This window comes from Marinobacterium alkalitolerans (genome assembly GCF_017776525.1).
Taxonomy (GTDB): domain Bacteria; phylum Pseudomonadota; class Gammaproteobacteria; order Pseudomonadales; family Balneatricaceae; genus Marinobacterium; species Marinobacterium alkalitolerans.
In genome coordinates, this window is the sequence record NZ_JACVEW010000009.1 from 76,660 (window position 1) to 96,014 (window position 19,355).

The window sequence follows — 19,355 nt, forward strand, 5'->3', positions numbered from 1 at the left end:
TCAGCTGCGCACGATCCATTTCATGTATCTTGCAACCAGAGCAATCTGGCTACCGCTTGTTCAAAAGCTCATCCTTCATTTCACGGTAGGTATCCCGATCTATCTCACCACGTGCATAACGCTCATTGAGCACCTCCAGCGCATCGCGTGCAGGATCTGCACCCCTGCTGTCACTCCCCGAGAGCCATTTAACAAGTGCTGCAATGGCCAGAATCACCAGCAGCCAGAAAAACAGCATATGGATGCCACCAAACAGCACCCAACCCCAGCCATGTCCAGCCCAGTCACCCCACATCATCGTTACCTCCTGTCATTGAGATACTGTCATTAGCCTAGACAAAAACGGCCAACGTTAAACGTCGGCCGTTTTCTATCAAGTACGCTGTCGGATCAATGCTGCATGAACTGAAATGACCCTGTCATCTTATGTCCGTCGTCTCCCATTGCGGTCCACTGGACACGGTAGTTGTCCGGTGTCAATGTCGGCAAAGGCACGCTGAAGGACCTTGTGGGTTCCACGATTGGCTTAAAGCCAATACTCACCGGCTTGTCGCTTGAGTCGATCAAACGCAGCTTGACCAGGCGTACATCCATACCGAAGTTAAGCTCCAGCTTTTTTACGGGCTCCATCACCATTGCCCCATCCATCGGCTGGGAGCTCATCATATCGGTGTGTGCCAGCGCCGGAACAGACACCGCAATCAGACCAGCGGCTATCAGAGTTTTCAATTTATTCATGGTTTGCTTCCTCAGTTTCGTTTTTTAGTTATTCAATCTTCAGCGCTCTGGGGCTGATGAGTCGAATAATCGGTGTCCAGGCTATCCAGGGTCAGGTGCTTGAGCGACTGTCTCCGCCACAGGAAATAGACGGCCGGCAGTACCAGCAACGTCAGGATCACGGCGCTGACCATACCGCCTACCATTGGTGCAGCAATACGGCTCATCACCTCCGAGCCGGTCCCAGTGCCATAGAGGATAGGCAGCAGCCCGATAATGATTGCAGCTGCTGTCATCATCACCGGGCGTACACGCAGCCCCGCCCCATGCAGCACAGCATGGCGCAGAGTTTCCTCCCGCGGCAGCACCTTGTGTGACGCGCAACGACCGAGCATCTCACGCCAGGCCTGGTTCAGGTAAACCAGCATGATGACGCCGATTTCCACTGCCACACCGGCCAAGGCAATAAAACCTACACCCACGGCGATGGAGAAGTTGAAGCCCTGCAGGTACATCAACCAGACGCTGCCCACCATTGCCAGCGGCAACGTGCCCATGATGATCGCTACCTCGGTCAGGTTACGGAAATTGATATAGAGCAGTACGACAATGATCGCCAGCGTCAACGGGATCACGTAGGTCAGCTTCTCCTTGGCCCGCTGCATATACTCATATTGGCCGGACCAGGCGATCGAATAGCCAGCAGGCAGATCAAGCTGATCAGCTACGATCTGCTGGGCATTTTCCACATAGGAACCCAAGTCAACACCATCAATATCAACGAAGGTCCAGCCATTGAGGCGGGCATTCTCACTTTTGATCCCTGGCGGTCCTTCCTCAACGTAGACCTCTGCTACATCACCCAGTGCGATACGCTGCCCCGCCGGTGTCACGATCGGCAAAAGGGCCAGTTGCTCTGGCGAATCACGGTACTCCTGTGGATAGCGCACGTTGATCGGATAACGCTCAAGGCCCTCAATGGTCTGTGATACGTTCATGCCGCCAATGGCACTGGCCACGATCTGCTGAATATCAGCAATATTCAGCCCGTAACGGGCAGCACTTGCACGCTGAATATCCACCTTGATATACCGCCCGCCAGCGACCCGCTCAGAGTAGACCGACGCCGTGCCGGGTACATCTTGGAGGATGGTTTCAAGCTGCTGGCCAATTTTCTGAATTTCAGACAGCTCAGGACCTGCGATTTTGATACCTACCGGGGTCTTGATACCGGTGGCAAGCATGTCGATCCGCGTCTTGATCGGCATGACCCAGGCATTGGTCACGCCCGGCAGCTTCACCAGAGCATCAAGTTCCTGCTTAAGGCTTTCGGTGGTCACCCCCTCGCGCCACTCTTCACGCGGCTTGAGCTGGATAAAGGTTTCGATCATCGTCAGCGGTGCCGGGTCGGTAGCGGTGTCAGCACGCCCCACCTTGCCGAACACGGTTTCCACCTCCGGCAGCGAACGTATCAGCTTGTCAGTCTGCTGCAGCACTTGCCGCGCCTGCCCCACCGATATTCCAGGGTAGGTAGTCGGCATGTACATCAGGTCGCCTTCATCCAGCGTTGGGATAAACTCGCTGCCAATTTTGTCCAGTGGCCACAGCCCAACGGCCATTACCACTAGCGCACCAAGCAGAACCGTCTTCGGAAAGCGCAACACCCCTTTCAGGGTCGGCATGTAGACTGCTGTCAGCAGGCGGTTGATCGGGTTTTTATGTTCCGGCAGCACCTTGCCCCGGATGAAATACCCCATCAGTACCGGTACCAGCGTGATCGCCAGCGCCGCAGCGGCCGCCATGGCGTAGGTTTTGGTAAACGCCAGCGGCGCGAACATCCGCCCCTCCTGGGACTCCAGCGTAAACACCGGCACAAAGCTGACAGTGATGATCAGCAGACTGAAGAACAGTGCCGGCCCCACCTCACTGGCCGAATCCGCCACCACCTTCCAGCGGTTCTGCGGCGTCAACGGCGTGCGCTCCATATGCTTGTGCATGTTCTCGATCATGACGATGGCACCATCGATCATCGCCCCGATGGCAATTGCAATGCCGCCCAATGACATGATGTTGGCATTGATCCCCTGCAGGTGCATGATGCCAAACGCTGTCAGAATCCCCACCGGCAGACTGATGATCGCCACCAGCGATGAGCGGATATGAAACAGGAACAGCATGCACACCAGGGCGACGACAATGAACTCCTCCAGAAGCTTGTGCCAAAGGTTTTCCACCGCGCGACCGATCAGGCCGGAGCGGTCATAGACAGTGACCACTTCGACGCCTTCAGGTAAGCCCGCCTTGAGCGTTTCCAACTTGGCCTTGACGCCGTCGATGGTCTTCTGCGCGTTTTCACCGAACCGCATCACCACGACACCGCCGACCACTTCGCCCTCGCCGTTGAGCTCGGCGATGCCGCGTCTCATCTGCGGCCCGGTACCGATCTCGGCCACATCCTTGAGCAGCAGCGGTGTGCCGTTCTTGTTCACCCCCAGGGGGATGTTTTCCAGATCCGCCACGCCCTTGATATAACCGGTGGCACGCACCATGTACTCAGCCTCGGCCATCTCCACCACCGAAGCACCCACTTCCTGGTTGCCACGGCGAATCGCGTTCTGTACATGCGACAGCGGCATATCCAGCGCACGCAGCTTGTCCGGGTTGACCCGCACCTGGTACTGCTTGACCATGCCGCCAATAGCCGCTACCTCCGACACACCGGGCACAGTTTGCAACTCATACTTCAGGAACCAGTCCTGCAGCGAGCGCAGCTCACTGATATCGTGCTGGCCGGTTTTGTCCTGCAACGCATAGAGGTAGACCCAGCCCACACCGGTGGCATCCGGCCCCAGTTGCGGACGTGCGTTTTCCGGCAGCGACGGGGCCACCTGCGACAGGTACTCCAGCACCCGGCTGCGGGCCCAGTAGATATCGGTGCTTTCATCAAAGATCACATAGACGTAGGAGTCACCGAAAAAAGAGTAGCCACGCACGGTAACCGCCCCCGGTACCGACAGCATCGCCGTGGTCAGCGGGTAGGTGACCTGATCTTCAACTACCTGCGGTGCCTGGCCCGGATAACTGGTCTTGATGATCACCTGGACGTCGGACAGGTCAGGGATAGCATCAACCGGCGTGCTCTTTAGAGAAAACAGCCCCCAGCCCAGCAGTAACAGGGTTGCCAACAACACAAAGAAGCGGTTGCCAACTGACCAACGGATTATCGATTCGATCATGTCGGCTCCTTACTGCTCAGCGGTCGGATAAACGTCATTGATCCGGTAACCACCTTCGTCAAGACGCAGAATTTCAATCTGCACCTCACGCCCTGGCTCAAGCTGCTCCAGATCGACCCATTCATACACGGTGAAATCCATCTGCATCTGCGGCCAACCCCATTCCGGAATAGCGGCATGGTTAACGTTGAGCTTCAGTTCATCGGGCATGACTGTATTGACGGTTGCCTTGGCCCAGACGCTGGCCGGCTTCTCTGCCGGTTGTGCAGCTTCAGGGCTCTGTGCCGACTCACTGGACGCATCGTCCATGTGCATCCGCTTGAAATCAGAGGTCTTGCTGGACTCGGAGTCGAGCAGGAACTGGGCCGAGGTGACAACCGCTTCGCCAGCCTTAAGCCCTTCCAGTATTTCCATATGGGCGCTGTCAGCTCTGCCGGTGGTAACCGCCACCGACTTGAACCGCCCCTCGCCCAGTGCCAGTACTACGCGATCACTCTGCCCCCCTCGAATCACTGCCTCGCGGGGAATCGCCAGCACCGCCTCATTGCTTTCATTGTGTATGCTCACTTCGGCAAACATGTTCGGCTTCAGGGCATGATCCTGGTTGGGAAAGCGCATACGTACGCGCAGCGTGCGGGTTTGCTCATCCAGAGTCGGATAGACATAATCGACTCGACCTTCCCATTCCCGTCCCGGCAGGTAATCCAGCCGCATCGTTACCGGCAGCCCTTCCTCTATCATGCTGGCCTGACGCTCAAACACCTCGGCCTCCACCCATACCTCATCCAGCGCACCGATCGACATCAGTGTCATTCCTGGCTTGATGAAAAAACCTTCACGCACGGCAAAGTCATCTACTACCCCGTTTGCAGGCGCATAAAAGGTGACCGTTTGCATCGGCTTACGCTCACGTTTGAGCCGCTCGATGGTCCCGCCTGAGACATTCAACGAGCGCAGTCGAGCCTCAGCGGCCGCGGTCAACCGGGCGTCCCCTCGATTGAGCCCGAACAACAGTTCCTCCTGAGCGTTCACCAATGCCGGCGAGTAGAGTTCGTAGAGCGGCTGCCCGCGCGTCACCTTCTCACCAGCTGCCTGAACATGCAGACGTTCGATCCAGCCCTCCACGCGGGGATGGATATGCACGATCTCGTCCTGGTTGTACTGCACGTAACCGACCGTACTGACCGCAAAGTTCAAAGGTTTGAGCTGGGCCTGTGCGGTACGCACACCCAGGTTGTTAACCACCTCTGGTGAAATACTGATCGTCCCCGGGCCCGCATCCGGTCCAGTGCTGCTGCCCTCTTCATAAACCGGAATCAGATCCATCCCCATGGGCGATTTGCCCGGCTGATCGCGCCGGTAGTTCGGGTCCATCGGAGCCACCCAGTAGAGCGGTGTCGGCTCATCGCTGGCCGCTGTGTCAGGGCCGGAAGACATACCAGGCTGAATCAGATAAATGGCACCGCCACCGATCACCGCTCCGACCAGCAACACCGATGCTTTTTTAAATACTTCATTCATACTCATTTCTCTCCGGTTTCAGCACGGGTCAACAGGTAATTGATCTGCGCAACCTGCCTCTGCTGTTCGGCTTTGAGTTCAATCACTGCGAGTTCGGCATTCAACTCAGCGATACGAGCCCGGACCACCTCGGCGAAATTGCCATCGTCACTGGTATAGGCATTAAGCGCCGCCTCGGCAGCTTCGTGGCTCTGCGGTATCAGCCGTGTTTCATACAAGGACAGCCGTTGACTGACCCGTTCGTAGGCAGCTCGCGCCGTGTCGTAACCAGCCAGCATCTTTCTCAGTTGCAGCAAACGCTCGGTTTTCACCGCTTCCACACGGGAGCCGGCTGCAGCGACTTCGCTGTCCTGACGGCGGGTTGAAAACAGGGGCATATCAAGGCTGATACCAACTGTTACCAAATCGGCCCGATCACGCCCCATAGGGTCTTCGCTGCGGTAGCCGTAACTGGCGCTAATACCCCACTCTGGCTCGTATTTCTGCTCGACCAGCTCTACATCAGTCCGGGCCAGGTCTATTTGGCGGTCAATCAACAACACCGAAGGATGATGGATAAATACCCGGGCACGCTCATCATCCCCCTCTCCTGGGCCCACAGGCGGAGTTTGCGCTGGAAGGTCAGCAGACAGCTGCAATAAATCCGGCTGCATCAAACGTTGCCGGGCAACATCTCCAGCTGTCAGCCACTCGGACAGACGGGAGAGATTGCTGTCACGCTGCAGCTGCAGCCGAGCGAGCCGATCGTCCAATTGGGTCAATTCCAGCTGCGCTCGTACCAGATCCTGTTGACGAGTGCGGCCCATTGCCGAGACATAACTCGAGGTCGCCACATCAACCAACTGTTCAAACAGCACCCGGTTATCGTTGATCAGCGCCAGGCTCTGCTGCGCCTGCCAGGCATCAAGCCAGAGCTGGCTGACCTGCAGCCGTACCCGAGCTCTTCGTTCTGCCCGCATGAGAGGCTGCAATTCCGCTTGTTGCGCGAAACGTGCCTCTTTTAATGACAGGGTGTTGCCCCGCGGTATCATCTGGGAGACCCCCATCACCAGCTGGGTCATCCCTTCCTGACCGAAGTCGAAGGTATCGGTCGGCATATTCGCCAACGCCAGATTGAATTTCGGGTCAGGTAGACGCCCCGCCGCATCCCCTAGTGCATACTGTGCGGCCTCGTTATAACGACTGTTTTCGATCCACACATCAGACGTCTGTGCCAAAGTGATGGCCTCTTCAAGCATCAACGTTTTCGCCTGAGCCAGGGGAGCCATCAAAAGGCCAACAGTGGCCAGCACCTTGGGCCATCGCTTGGATGAGTTCGGTTTCATGTGCATTACGCATCCGTGATAACCCCCGGACATGATCAAGGACCATGTCGAGGTTTATGAACATGTATTATCGGAAGGCCCTGAAGGGCCATGAAATAACGGGAAGTAAATGCTAGGCGTGCCTGGGTGGCGGACCTGGAGGTGCTATAAATACATGGCGAAGAAGGAAGGTTTGCATGGGCCAAAGCGAAGCAACAGTTTTATCAATCGTGGTCGGGCCGCTTTCAAGAGCCTGATTCGCATTACAATGCTCAAGTTGGCATTCAGATTGACCATTGCAGCTATCGCTGTATCCCGTTAGCGCAAGTGACTGACAGTCACTACTGTCACTGACATGGTGAAAGGCGGAACCTTGCTCGCTATAACCCATCTGTGCGCTACCGCTCTTGTGACCGGAGGAGAAAGCCGCATTTGCAACCGCTTTAAACGGTTGCCCGGATGCCAAAATGGCCATCACCAAAATCGATAATAGTAGTGAGTGCCGCATCTGTTAAAAGCTCTCTCCTTCAGTCGTCGAGCTAATGTACAGTTTTGCTTCACGCGGCTCTACACATTTTGCCAACCTTACAGAAATGTAATCCAGCCGAAAGCTATCCGGTAACTGAAGGTTGCCTGGTACCTCACTTGACCTTACCATCATTGGAAGGCCTATCCTGTAACGCGTAACAAGGATCCAACACAGGAGTATCACCATGCACCATTTCAAGGTTACCGGTATGTCCTGCGGGCACTGCGTGTCTGCCATCGAGAAGGCCGTAAAGGGGCTGGACCCTCAGGCCGAAGTATCAGCTGATGTGGCAACAGGCGAGGTCAGTGTGAACAGTAACACTGATGCAGCAGCCATCAGCGATGTGATTCGGGAAGCGGGCTACGAAAACCAGACGGTAAACGCCTGAGCATCACATGTTCAAGGCTGCATCGGGCAACCTGTCCGGGCAGCCTTCGCGCCATTGGTTGTTATCTCATACCGCTGGCAGCTCCCTGCCCATTACTCTTGTCTATCCGCCTGGTTACTGTCGGCTTTATCGCCTTCTGACTGAACGGCCTCTTCACACCCGCACGGCTTGGAGAGTTGGTTGATGATCGGACAGTCCGGCCGTGAATCCCCCTGGCAGTTGCTGGCCAGATGAGACAGCGTTTCGCTCATCTCCATCAGCTCCCGGGCCTTGCGCTCCAGCTCCGCCACATGCGCCAGCGCAATCCGTTTGACATCGGCACTTGCTCGGCCGCGATCCTGCCATAGCGCCAGCAACTCGGACATCTGATCCACGGAAAAACCCAGGTCTCGCGCACGCCAGATAAAGCGCAGACGGTGCACATCCTTGTCCGTGTATTCCCGGTAACCGGCGGCCGTGCGTGAGACTTCCGGGATCAGACCGATGGACTCATAATAGCGAATCATTTTGGCCGAGATGCCTGATGCCGCCGCCGCTTTGCCAATATTCATACGTCCTCCTGGCGGCTGCCGCCGTTTAGCGGCACCGCGTCAAGCATCACTAAACGGATGTCACCTCATGTGGAGCCTTGAAGCGGCGCAACCTGAGTGCGTTGGTCAGTACGAACACCGAGGAGAGCGCCATCGCCGCAGCCGCAAAGATGGGTGACAACAGCAGCCCAAAGGCCGGATAGAGCACGCCTGCGGCCAGCGGAATCAATGCGGTATTGTAGGCAAATGCCCAGAACAGGTTCTGCTTGATATTGCGAATGGTCTCCCTGGACAGCGCGATCGCGTTCGGAATGCCTCCCAGGCTACCGGACATCAACACCACGTCTGCCGCTTCGATGGCAACATCCGTACCGGTGCCAATTGCCATGCCCACATCTGCTGCCGCCAGTGCCGGCGCATCGTTGATGCCATCACCCACAAAGGCCAGCTTGCCATGCTCGGCTTTCAGCTTGTTCACCGCCTCGACCTTGCCTTCCGGCAGCACTTCAGACACCACATTGTCGATTCCAAGCTGTCGGGCGATCGCTTCGGCCGTGCGGCGGTTGTCACCGGTGATCATCGCCACTTTCAGCCCCAGGTCGTGCAGTGCCCTGATTGCCTCGGGTGTGGACTCCTTGATCGGGTCGGCGACAGCCACAATGGCAGCCAGCTTACCGTCAATCGCTGCATACAGCGGCGATTTGCCCTCATCACCCAGCCGCTCTGCCACGCTGGAAAACGGGGCCACATCCAGCCCGAGCTTTTCCATGTAACGATCAGCGCCAATATCGACTGACACGCCGTCAGCCTGTGCCTTGACCCCGAAACCGGTCACGGACTCAAAGCTGCCGACGTTGGGCAAAGACAGCCCTTCGCTTTCAGCGGCCTCGGTAATGGCGCGGCCGATGGGGTGTTCCGAGCGAGATTCCACAGCCGCAATCTTCGCCAGTACAGCCTCGCGCTCAAACCCTTCAGCCACTTCCAGATCCGTGAGCGCGGGCTTGCCTTCCGTGAGCGTGCCGGTCTTGTCGAGCGCCACTACCCTGGCATCCTTGAGCAACTGGAGCGCTTCTCCCTTGCGGAACAGTACCCCCATTTCGGCACCACGTCCGGTGCCCACCATAATGGAGGTCGGGGTTGCCAACCCCATGGCACAGGGGCAGGCGATAATCAGTACGGCAACGGCATTCACCAGTGCCAGACTAAGTGCAGGCTCCGGCCCCGCGAAGAACCAGACCAGAAAGGTGAGCAGCGCTGCGGTCATCACGGCCGGCACAAACCACAGCGTCACCTTGTCGACCATTCCCTGAATGGGCAATTTTGAGCCCTGCGCTTCTTCGACCATGCGGATGATCTGCGACAGCACGGTCTTGCCACCGACCGCTGTCGCCTGAAATGTCAGCGAGCCTTTCTGGTTCACGGTACCACCCACTACCGTACTGCCAGACGCTTTCGCAACCGGTACCGGCTCCCCGGTAATCATCGACTCATCTACATAGCTATCGCCATCGACCACTTCGCCGTCTACCGGGATGCGCTCACCGGGACGCACTTCGAGCGTATCGCCGGGCTGGACGTCACCAATGGCAATCTCCACGGCTTTCCCGTCACGGATCACCCGCGCGGTCTTCGCCTGCAAGCCGATCAGGCGTTTGATCGCCTGAGAGGTGCGTCCTTTTGCCCGCGCTTCAAAGAAGCGTCCCAACAGAATCAGGGTTACGATGACAGCCGCCGCCTCAAAGTAGACATTGGCTGTCCCCTCAGGCAACAACCCGGAGAAAAAGGTCGCGATGACCGAATACCCCCACGCAGCCGAGGTACCCAGAACGACCAGCGAGTTCATGTCCGGGGCTCCTCTGAGCAGGACCGGCACCCCTTTGGTGAAGAAGCGCAGGCCCGGCCCGAACAGCACCAGCGTTGCCAGTACAAACTGGATATACCAGCTCACCTGCAGGCCAATGGTGTTGGTCACCAGATGATGGATACCGGGAATGAAGTGAGACCCCATTTCCACCAGAAACACGGGCAGAGACAGCACCGCGGCAATGGTCAGGTCCCGTTTGAGCCCGGCCAGCTCAGCGTCTTTTTTATCCGCACTCTCGTCCGCATCAGCGCCGCTGCGGTCCACTTCACTGGCGCTGTAGCCGGCTTCCGCGACCGCTGCAATCAGCGTCTCAACCGGCAGATTGCTTCGGATACTGGCACGCTCCGTGGCCAGATTGACGTTGGCTTCCTCGACGCCCGGCAGTCCCTGCAGGGCACGTTCAACCCGCCCCACGCAGGAGGCACAGCTCATGCCTTCGACCGACAGTTCGGTTGTGGTGGCAGGAACGGTATAGCCGGTTTTTTCCACCGCTTCGACCAGCTGCTGCGGATCGAGCTGAGCGTCGCCACGGATATCGGCACGCTCGGTCGCCAGATTGACGGCCACCTCTTCCACATGCTCGACCTTTTTCAACGCGGCTTCCACGCGTCCTACACATGACGCACAGCTCATGCCCTCTATCGGCAGGCTTATCGACGTGCGGTCCTGTTGTGTCTGAGTATCCATCAGCTGCCTCCTTAAAAGCATCTCATGATGATAATGGGGCAATATAGACCTTGCCATCATTGGAAGGTCAAGCAGCCTTCATCACTCAGTCAGCAGATACGTCGCGATGGCCTGGCGGTCTTCGGCACTGAGAAATGCGGTTCCCTCTCGGATAACCTCCCCCATGGATGCCCCCAGCACATCGCCATCCGGCGTGATGCCGGAGTTCAAGGCATATGCCAGCGACTGGACATCCCAGCCCCGTTCTTTGAGTGCCTGCGCATGGATGGGCGGAGAGCTGCCGCCGCCCGGCAATCCGTCAGCACCGGTAAAAGGCGTGTCCTCTTTCAGCGCCCCCAGCAGGTTTCGCTCGGTATGGCAGGCCGCACAATGCCCGGCCGCCTCCACCAGGAAAGCGCCACGGTTGTAGGCTTGACTGCGATTCGGCACGGGCTCAAACCGCTCAGGTTCAAAGTAGAGCGCTTGCCAAAGATGCAGCCCCGTACGGATATTGAACGGAAACTCCAGATCCTGCTCTTTGGAAGCCCGGGCAACGGCAGGCACCGTCTGAAACGCCGCCCACAGATCCGCGATATCCTGATCACTGAAACGGGTATAAAAGCGATAGGGAAACGCCGGATAATAGACATCCCCTTGTGGAGACTGGCCCTGGCGCACAGCACGAGCAAAGTCATCAATTGACCAGTCACCAATCCCCTTGTCTGCATGCGTTGTCAGGTTAGGGGCATAAAAGGTGCCAAAGGGCGTTTCCAGCGGTGCGCCACCGGCCAGTGCCTGCCCACCATTTTCGGTATCCGTATGGCAGGCGATACAGCCGGATGCGCGGGCCAGATAGGCACCGCGCCTGACATCACCTTCCAGCCCGACCAGAGACCTGGATGGCGGGGACGTGTCGGTCAGCATGACAGCCCCCAGCAAGACCGAGAGACCTGCGGACAGCAGTAAAAACCGCATCAGGTAAGGTTTCATACGGTCTGTTACTCCTCCACGCGATAGCGCGTGTGGCAGGAGGAACAGGTATCCGTCACCATCTTGAATACACGGTCTGCCGGCATCTGCGACAGGTGTTCTTCGGACGGCCCATCAGCCCCCATCATGTTGCCCATGCCGCCGTTACCCATCATGGAGCTGGTACCCATCATGCCGGTTGCCGACCGGCCCGGAGACACGGCTTCATTATCGGCCGCATTTGCCAGGGCCGCACTGTAGCGCTGGAGCCGGTCGGACAGGTCTTCAAACCGTTCCCACTCTTGCCAGATTTCCGGCCGGGCTTCACTTGGACCGTGAATACTGCCTTCAGGGAACAGCTCTGTCATGGCAGAACCGGCATTGCGTTCTATTGTCTGCGCAGCATCCTTGATGGTATTTGCGTTGTACTCGGACTTGCCACTGAAGATATCCGCAACGGACTTCATGGCGTCTTTCATCTCTTTCATCAGTTCCATGCGCTCTTTCACAATCCCGGTGGCATTGCCATGGGCCATTACCACAACAGAATTGAAAGAAAGCGACAGTGCAACGGCCACACCCATAGCCTGTAAAGATTTCATACGTATCTCCTGAAAATTGAAAAAACCTTTCCGCAGCAACGCCACGGAATATCAGACGGTCAAACAATCAGGCGATCGGAGGGGGTGTATCAGTGCCCAGATGTGGAGAGGTATGGGAGGGAGGGGGCAGCACGACAAGCTGTGAAGAGGCCTTGAAAGACTCGGTTGTGACCGGCGCAACCACCAGCCCTGCGGCACCTGTCTGGCTGATATCAACATGCAGCAGGTTTTCAGACACCGCATGGTCCGCCAGCTGAGTATCATGACTGTGCTCGCCGTGCTCAAGATGGAATTGCCAATGCTGCCAGGCCGCGGATTCTGACGACAGCGACTGGCCTGCAACCGACAGCACCTGCAGGTTGAACAGCAAGACGACCAGCAAAGCAACCGATGTGCGCGTCATTCCTGTCATCGTACCCCAAACAAGACATTGTTCCGTCGATCTTAGGTGGAGGGTCCCGTGAATGCAAATATCACGCACCCTCCACCGGCTGACCGGTCGGCTTCATCCATTACTCTCCAGATCCAGCAACTCGATCCAGTGCTGTACGGGGACGGGGGATCGGGAGCCCAGATGAAGCTGACAGCCGATATTGGCGGTCACGATACGCTCCGGGTTATCACCGGTGAGCGCATTTAGCTTGTTCTCCAGCAAGCGCTGGCTCATGTCCGGCTGGAGGATGGAGTATGTGCCTGCCGACCCGCAGCACAGATGCCCGTCACGGGTTTTCGCCAGCTCGAAACCGGCCTGCGCCAGAATCTGCTCCACCACACCGCCCTGCTTCATGGCATGCTGCAGCGTACAGGGGCAATGCACCGCCACCTTGCCACTGCCTGCAGCAGGCACGAGCGGTGACAGGTCTTCCTGCATCAGCACGTCGCCCAGGTCGCGGGCAAGCTCACTCACACGGCGGGCCTTGTCGGCGTATTCGGCATCATGTCTGAGCAGGTGACCATACTCCTGCACCATGGCGCCGCAGCCTGAAGCCGTCATCACCAGCGCTTCGCAACCGGCTTCAATCGCTGGCCACCAGGCATCAATGTTGCGCCGCATGAAGTCCAGCCCTTCCTCGTGTGCGGACAGGTGATAGCTGACCGCCCCACAGCAGCTGGCTTCGGGCGCCTCCACCAGGGTAATGCCCAGCCGGTCCAGCACCCGTGCCGCGGCCGCGTTGGTATTGGGTGTCGAGACCGACTGGGCACATCCGGCCAGCGCCATCATCACCCGGGGGTGTCGTTGTGCCGGCCAGGGCGATGCCGGCTGCGGATCAGGCACCTTCCGCTTCAGTGCCTCCGGCAATACCGGTCGGGCCCACTGCCCCAGCTTGAGCAGGGGCGCAAACCGATTGGGATAGGGCAGGAGCTTTCGGATCGCCCAGCGCTGCCATTTTTCCACAGCCGGACGCTCCAGCTTTTCCTCCACCAGGCCGCGACCGATATCGATCAAACGCCCATACTGGACCCCCGAGGGGCAGGTGGTTTCGCAACTGCGGCAGGTCAGGCAGCGATCCAGATGGGTGCGGGTCTTGTCCGTCACCTCACCGGTTTCCAGCAGCTGCTTGATCAGATAAATTCGACCCCTGGGGCCGTCACGTTCATCACTCAATTCCTGATAAGTCGGACAGGTTGCAGTGCAGAAGCCACAATGGACACAGGTACGCAGTATGGCTTCAGCTTCCTGGCCCTCGGGTCGAATGCGATAGTGTTCGATCAGATCTGTCTTCATGTTGGGCCTGCTTACATCCAGCTATAGACACGTCCGGGGTTGAATAGATGGTCCGGGTCAAACGCCTCCTTCAGCCGCAGCTGAAGCTGCTGCAGGGCAGGCGGTAGCGCATGCATCACCTCCTGCTGCCGGTCCCCGCCTCGATAAAGGCTGACCTGACCGCCCGCCGCCGCAGCTATGGCTTCCATGCGTGCCTTGTCCGCCTCGCCTCGATACCAGCGTTGAGCCCCGCCCCAGTCCAGCACCCACTCCCCCTCAAGGTCCGCCAGTGGAGCAGACGGGCTGACCGAAAACCGCCAGAGTGGTGCTTCGCCATCAAACAGGCTCAGCTGCTGGTCGCGCAGTTGTTGCCAGAAGGCGTCCCCGGCGTCATCGACCTCGCCCTCCCAACGGGCAAGGGTCGCCTCGACGGCCGAGAGAGCACCGCTGAGCCGCAGGTACAGATGCCCCTGATACCAGCAGGCTGCTGTCAAAGGCCGTGACTCCAGCGCCCTTCGGTTCATGATGCCGATCGCCTCGTCCGCGCTGACCGCCAGCTTGAGCGTGCGGCTGGCGGCCGGTTTTGGCAGCACCTTGAGGCTCACTTCTGTCATGACGCCCAGAGTGCCCATGGCACCTGCCTGTAACCGGGAAACATCATAGCCGGCTACGTTTTTCATCACCTGACCGCCAAAGTGCAGATGCTCCCCACGGCCATTGATCATGCGGATACCCAGTACCTGGTCCCGTATGGAGCTCCACCAGGGACGCCCCGGACCCGATTGGTTGCACGCCAGAGTACCGCCAATGGTGGCTTCAGGACCGAACCTGGGCGGCTCGAACGAGAGCATCTGGTTTTGCTCGGCCAGCGCCGCTTCCAGCTCTGTCAGTCGGGTCCCGGCCCGGGCCGTCAGGACCAGTTCAACCGGGTGGTAGGTCAGAATCCCGGTATGGCCGGACAGATCCAGCCGTGTATGCTCTTCAACGGGGCTGCGCCCCATAAAGGCCTTGGTGTTACCGCCCACGATCGTCAGTGGACGACGATCGGTACGAGCGGCAATCACCTGATGCTGCAACTGTGCACTCAAATCAGCCATGTCCTGCCTCCTGATGCGAGTGGGCCTGAGCCGCCACCGGGCTATTGGGTTCCAGCCGCGGATTGAGCGAGCGATATTCCTGGCACTGGCGCAGGGTCGGGATCCCCTTGCCCGGATTCAGCGTGCCCTGTGGATCAAAGGCATCCTTGATGCGATGAAACTGGGCGACCTCCTGATCATTGAACTGCACGGGCATCTGCCGAATCTTCTCGATGCCCACCCCGTGCTCGCCCGTAATACAGCCGCCAACCTCAACACAGAGCTCAAGGATACGGCCGCCAAACGCCTCGGTTTTCTCAAACTCTCCCGGGGTATTGGCATCGAACAGAATCAGCGGATGCAGATTGCCGTCACCGGCGTGAAACACGTTGGCCACCCGCAGCCCATATTCATCTGACATCTTCTGCATCTCGGTCAGGACATGCGCCAGCTGTCCGCGGGGGATGGTGCCATCCATGCAGTAGTAATCAGGCGAGATCCGTCCCACCGCCGGAAATGCCGATTTGCGGCCTTTCCACAGTCGTGCCCGCTCTTCCTCGGAATGGGAGGTTCTGACCGAGGTGGCTCCGAGGTGGCGGAACAGGGTTTCCACCGCGTCGATATGCTCATGCACTTCCTCTTCGGTGCCATCCACCTCACACAGCAACAGCGCCTGGGCGTCCACCGGGTATCCCGCCTGCGCAAAGGCCTCGGCCGCCACAATGGCATGGCTGTCCATCATTTCCAGACCACCGGGAATGATGCCCTCGGCAATGATGCGGCCGACCGCGTCACCCGCTGCCTGCACCGAGTCGAAACCCGCCATCACCACCTGAGCTACCTCCGGTTTTGGCAGCAGCTTGACCCGCACTTCGGTCACGATGCCCAGCAAGCCTTCGGAGCCGGTCATCAATGCCATCAGGTCCATGCCGCAGGCGTCGAGGCCCTGACTGCCCAGCGTCAGCCGGTCACCTTCAACCGTCAGCAGCTCGATGCTGAGCAGGTTATGAACGGTCAGACCGTACTTGAGACAATGCACGCCGCCGGAGTTCTCCGCCACGTTGCCGCCAATGGTGCAGGCGATCTGTGAGGAAGGGTCGGGCCCGTAGTAGAGGCCCTGTTCAGCCGCCGCCTCACTGATCGCCAGATTGCGAACACCTGGCTGGACGCGGGCCGAACGTGACGGGGCATCAATCTCGAGAATCCGGTCAAAGCGCGCCATGGACAGCACCACCCCTTCAGCGTGCGGCATGGCCCCGGCGCACAGGCCGGTGCCGGCCCCGCGCGCCACCACCGGAATCGACTGCTGGTGACAGAGTTTCAGCACCTGCTGTGCCTGCTCGACGGTACCCGGCAGTACCACCAGCAAGGGCATTTCGCAGTACATCGAAAGACCGTCGCATTCATAGGGCCGCAGCGTTTCGTCATCACTGATCACGTACTCGGGCTCGATGAAGGTCCGAAAACGTGCGGCCAGCGTCTGCCGCAGCGCCTCACGTCCGGCCGTGTTTTGCTGAGTCATCATTCTTCTCCCTGCCGGGTGGGGCTAGGCTCTGGTCTTGAGGAAATGGTCAATGCCGGCCTGAGCACAGGCCATGTCCTGATCCGGCGTACCGGAACTCAGGCCGATACCGCCGACCACCTCGCCATCGACACTGACCGGCAGGCCGCCTCCGACTACGCAAAGCCGCCCTCCCAGTGCCGTATGGATCCCGAACACCAGACTGCCGGGCACACATTTTTCGTTATATTCGTGGGTTGCCTTGCGAGCCGCTGCCGCCGTGAACGCCTTGTCCTGCGCGATGGTGACACTGGTAATCTTGCCGCCATCCATACGTTCAAATGCGACTAGGCTGCCGGACTCATCCACAATGGCGATGCACATGGGCACCCCGATCTCTTCTGCTTTCTGTCGCGCGCCGTCGATCAACAGGCGCGCATCCTGCTGGTCCAGTCGAGTGATGGTTAACATGCTCTGGATACCTCTCAAAACGGATTTGCAGACCTGCGGGGCTCAGTGCCCCGCCGCCTGTTTCTGTACACGACGGTGGTGGTGCAACAACGGCTCGGTGTAGCCGTTGGGCTGTTCACACCCCTTGAAGACCAGGTCACAAGCGGCCTTGAACGGGATACTGGCCGCAAAATCCGGTGCCATATTGGTATAGGCGGCATCCCCCGCATTTTGCTGATCCACCACTTCCGCCATCCGTTTCAGCGTGTCCATCACCTGGTCATCGGTACAAATACCGTGTTGCAGCCAGTTGGCCAGATGCTGACTGGAAATGCGCAGTGTAGCCCTGTCCTCCATCAGCCCAATGTTGTGAATATCAGGGACTTTCGAGCAGCCCACCCCCTGGCCGACCCAGCGCACCACATACCCCAGAATCCCCTGGGCATTGTTATCCAGCTCACGCTGTATCTGTTCAGGGGTCAATTGAACATCCCCCAGCAGCGGCGGCGTCAGCAGGGACTCCAGTGGTGCCAGCGGACGTGTCATCAGCTCCTCCTGCCGTGCCTGAACGCTGATGTGATGATAGTGGGTGGCGTGCAAGGTGGCCGCTGTCGGCGAGGGCACCCAGGCACAGTTGGCGCCTGCCCGTGGATGCGCCAGCTTGGCATCCATCATCTTTTTCATCTCGTCCGGCATCGGCCACATGCCCTTCCCGATCTGGGCGACGCCCTCCAAACCACACGCCAGACCGATATCCACGTTGCGGTCCTCATAGGCCTGGATCCAGGGTTCGGCCTTGATCGCTTCCTTGGGCAGCACGGGACCAGCCTCCATGCAGGTATGAATTTCGTCGCCGGTGCGGTCGAGAAAGCCCGTATTGATGAACATCAGGCGGTTACGGACCGAGCGGATGGTTTCCTTGAGGTTGGCCGAGGTACGGCGCTCTTCATCCATCACCCCGACTTTCAGGGTATTGGCGGGCAAGCCCAGCGCCTGCTCGACCCGGCTGAACAGCTTCTCGGTCAGCGCCGACTCCTCCGGTCCGTGCATCTTCGGCTTGACGATGTAGACACTGCCGGTCCGGCTGTTGCGATGGCGCCCCAGCCCCTTGAGATCATGCAGGGCACAGAGCGTCGTCACCATGGCATCGAGAAACCCTTCCGGCACTTCGTTGCCGTGCGCATCCAGCACCGCATCGGTGGTCATCAGGTGGCCCACATTGCGCACCAGCAGGAGGCTGCGGCCATGCAGAGTCAGGCTGCTGCCATCGGGTGCCGTGTAGGTGCGGTCTGCATGCAGACGGCGAGTCACCTCACGCCCGCCCTTGACGAAGGTGTCCTCCAGCGAGCCCCGCATCAGACCGAGCCAGTTGCGGTATACGCCCACCTTGTCTTCAGCGTCGACCGCCGCGACCGAGTCTTCGCAGTCGATAATGGTGCTCATTGCCGACTCCATCAGCACATCGCGCACTCCGGCCGGTGACAGCTGTCCAATCGGGTGCTCGGGGTCGATCTGCAACTCCACGTGCAAGCCGTTATTGCGCAGCAGAATCCCGCCGGTGGCCCCCTCCTCGTGGAAGCCCGCAAAGCGTTCCGGATGCTGCAGGGTCGTGACCTCGCCGCCTTGCAGCTGAATACTCAGGCTGATCCCCGTACCTTGGCCTTTCTGTACCCGATACTCCGTTACATCGGCATGGGAGCCCTGCTCCAGCGGCGCCACCGTATCCAGGAATTCGGATGCCCAGGCAATGACTCGCCGCCCCCGCTTCGGGTTGAACTGGCTGCCCTTCTCGCAGCCATCAGCCTCATCGATCACATCGGTCCCGTACAGGGCATCATAGAGGCTGCCCCAGCGCGCATTGGCGGCATTAAGGGCAAAACGCGCATTACTGCAGGGCACCACCAATTGAGGGCCGGCAATGTGAGCGATTTCATCATCCACGTTTTGGGTGCCGATCCGGAACGGTTCCCCTTCGGGCAACAGGTAGCCGATCTCCGTCAGGAACTGCATGTAGGCCTGTACATCGAAAGCGCTGTTCTTGTGTGCCTTGTGCCAGCGGTCGATCTCTGCCTGTAGCTGGTCGCGCTTCTGTAACAGCGCCCTGTTTTCAGGTCCCAGCTCATCCAGGATCTGTTCAAACGCACGCCAGAAGTCAGCGGATTCGATACCGGTTCCGGGTGCTATTTCATCATTAACGAGGGCGTGCAGGGCTGCATCGATCTGCAGACCACCCTCCTGGACTCGATTGTTCATATCCGGATCTCTTTTCTGATTATTGTGTTGAGTCTGGCGGGGCC

The 19,355-nt window shown here is 58.8% G+C and carries 16 protein-coding genes; 1 reads left to right on the forward strand and 15 read right to left on the reverse strand.

Going from position 1 to position 19,355, the window contains the following annotated elements; genetic code table 11:
- Positions 1-49: 49 nt before the first annotated feature.
- The 5 genes from H9C73_RS07490 to H9C73_RS07510 all read right to left on the reverse strand — a co-directional run bounded on the left by H9C73_RS07490 (position 50) and on the right by H9C73_RS07510 (position 6,799).
- Positions 50-298 (reverse strand): SHOCT domain-containing protein, encoded by a 249-nt coding sequence (locus tag H9C73_RS07490; RefSeq protein ID WP_209287193.1) that lies wholly within the window; start codon positions 296-298, stop codon positions 50-52.
- A 92-nt stretch (positions 299-390) separates the two neighbouring features.
- Positions 391-738 carry a copper resistance CopC family protein gene (locus H9C73_RS07495; RefSeq protein ID WP_209287194.1) on the reverse strand — a complete coding sequence of 116 codons (348 nt, stop codon included), beginning with the start codon at positions 736-738 and terminating at the stop codon, positions 391-393.
- A 32-nt stretch (positions 739-770) separates the two neighbouring features.
- On the reverse strand, positions 771-3,953 hold the full coding sequence (locus H9C73_RS07500; protein WP_209287195.1) for an efflux RND transporter permease subunit: 3,183 nt from the start codon (positions 3,951-3,953) through the stop codon (positions 771-773).
- Positions 3,954-3,962: 9 nt separating this feature from the next.
- On the reverse strand, positions 3,963-5,474 hold the full coding sequence (locus H9C73_RS07505; RefSeq protein ID WP_236014143.1) for an efflux RND transporter periplasmic adaptor subunit: 1,512 nt from the start codon (positions 5,472-5,474) through the stop codon (positions 3,963-3,965).
- Positions 5,475-5,476: 2 nt separating this feature from the next.
- Positions 5,477-6,799, reverse strand: a complete 1,323-nt coding sequence (locus H9C73_RS07510) for a TolC family protein (RefSeq protein ID WP_209287197.1) — start codon at positions 6,797-6,799, stop codon at positions 5,477-5,479.
- Positions 6,800-7,491: 692 nt separating this feature from the next.
- Here H9C73_RS07510 and H9C73_RS07515 point away from each other — a divergent pair.
- On the forward strand, positions 7,492-7,695 hold the full coding sequence (locus tag H9C73_RS07515) for a heavy-metal-associated domain-containing protein (protein ID WP_209287198.1): 204 nt from the start codon (positions 7,492-7,494) through the stop codon (positions 7,693-7,695).
- A 92-nt stretch (positions 7,696-7,787) separates the two neighbouring features.
- Here H9C73_RS07515 and cueR read toward each other — a convergent pair whose 3' ends face one another.
- The 10 genes from cueR to H9C73_RS07565 all read right to left on the reverse strand — a co-directional run bounded on the left by cueR (position 7,788) and on the right by H9C73_RS07565 (position 19,311).
- Entirely contained in the window at positions 7,788-8,246 is a 459-nt protein-coding gene (cueR, locus tag H9C73_RS07520; RefSeq protein ID WP_209287199.1) for a Cu(I)-responsive transcriptional regulator, read from the reverse strand.
- A gap of 49 nt (positions 8,247-8,295) precedes the next feature.
- A complete protein-coding gene (locus H9C73_RS07525; protein ID WP_209287200.1) occupies positions 8,296-10,776 on the reverse strand; it encodes a heavy metal translocating P-type ATPase in 2,481 nt (826 codons plus the stop codon).
- 81 nt (positions 10,777-10,857) lie between these two features.
- Positions 10,858-11,745, reverse strand: a complete 888-nt coding sequence (locus tag H9C73_RS07530) for a c-type cytochrome (RefSeq protein WP_236014144.1) — start codon at positions 11,743-11,745, stop codon at positions 10,858-10,860.
- A gap of 8 nt (positions 11,746-11,753) precedes the next feature.
- Positions 11,754-12,326, reverse strand: coding sequence for a c-type cytochrome (locus H9C73_RS07535; protein WP_209287201.1), 573 nt, complete (start codon positions 12,324-12,326; stop codon positions 11,754-11,756).
- Between the two features lie 67 nt (positions 12,327-12,393).
- Complete coding sequence (locus H9C73_RS07540; protein ID WP_209287202.1) at positions 12,394-12,729, reverse strand: hypothetical protein; 336 nt, start codon at positions 12,727-12,729, stop codon at positions 12,394-12,396.
- A gap of 102 nt (positions 12,730-12,831) precedes the next feature.
- A complete protein-coding gene (gene glcF, locus H9C73_RS07545; protein ID WP_209287203.1) occupies positions 12,832-14,052 on the reverse strand; it encodes a glycolate oxidase subunit GlcF in 1,221 nt (406 codons plus the stop codon).
- An 11-nt stretch (positions 14,053-14,063) separates the two neighbouring features.
- Entirely contained in the window at positions 14,064-15,128 is a 1,065-nt protein-coding gene (glcE, locus tag H9C73_RS07550) for a glycolate oxidase subunit GlcE (RefSeq protein ID WP_209287204.1), read from the reverse strand.
- Positions 15,121-16,629, reverse strand: coding sequence for an FAD-linked oxidase C-terminal domain-containing protein (locus H9C73_RS07555; RefSeq protein WP_209287205.1), 1,509 nt, complete (start codon positions 16,627-16,629; stop codon positions 15,121-15,123). Before H9C73_RS07555 ends, glcE begins: the two co-directional genes overlap by 8 nt.
- Before the next feature lie 24 nt (positions 16,630-16,653).
- Positions 16,654-17,079 (reverse strand): GlcG/HbpS family heme-binding protein, encoded by a 426-nt coding sequence (locus H9C73_RS07560; RefSeq protein WP_209287206.1) that lies wholly within the window; start codon positions 17,077-17,079, stop codon positions 16,654-16,656.
- 42 nt (positions 17,080-17,121) lie between these two features.
- Positions 17,122-19,311 (reverse strand): malate synthase G, encoded by a 2,190-nt coding sequence (locus tag H9C73_RS07565; protein ID WP_209287207.1) that lies wholly within the window; start codon positions 19,309-19,311, stop codon positions 17,122-17,124.
- Positions 19,312-19,355 lie beyond the last annotated feature (44 nt).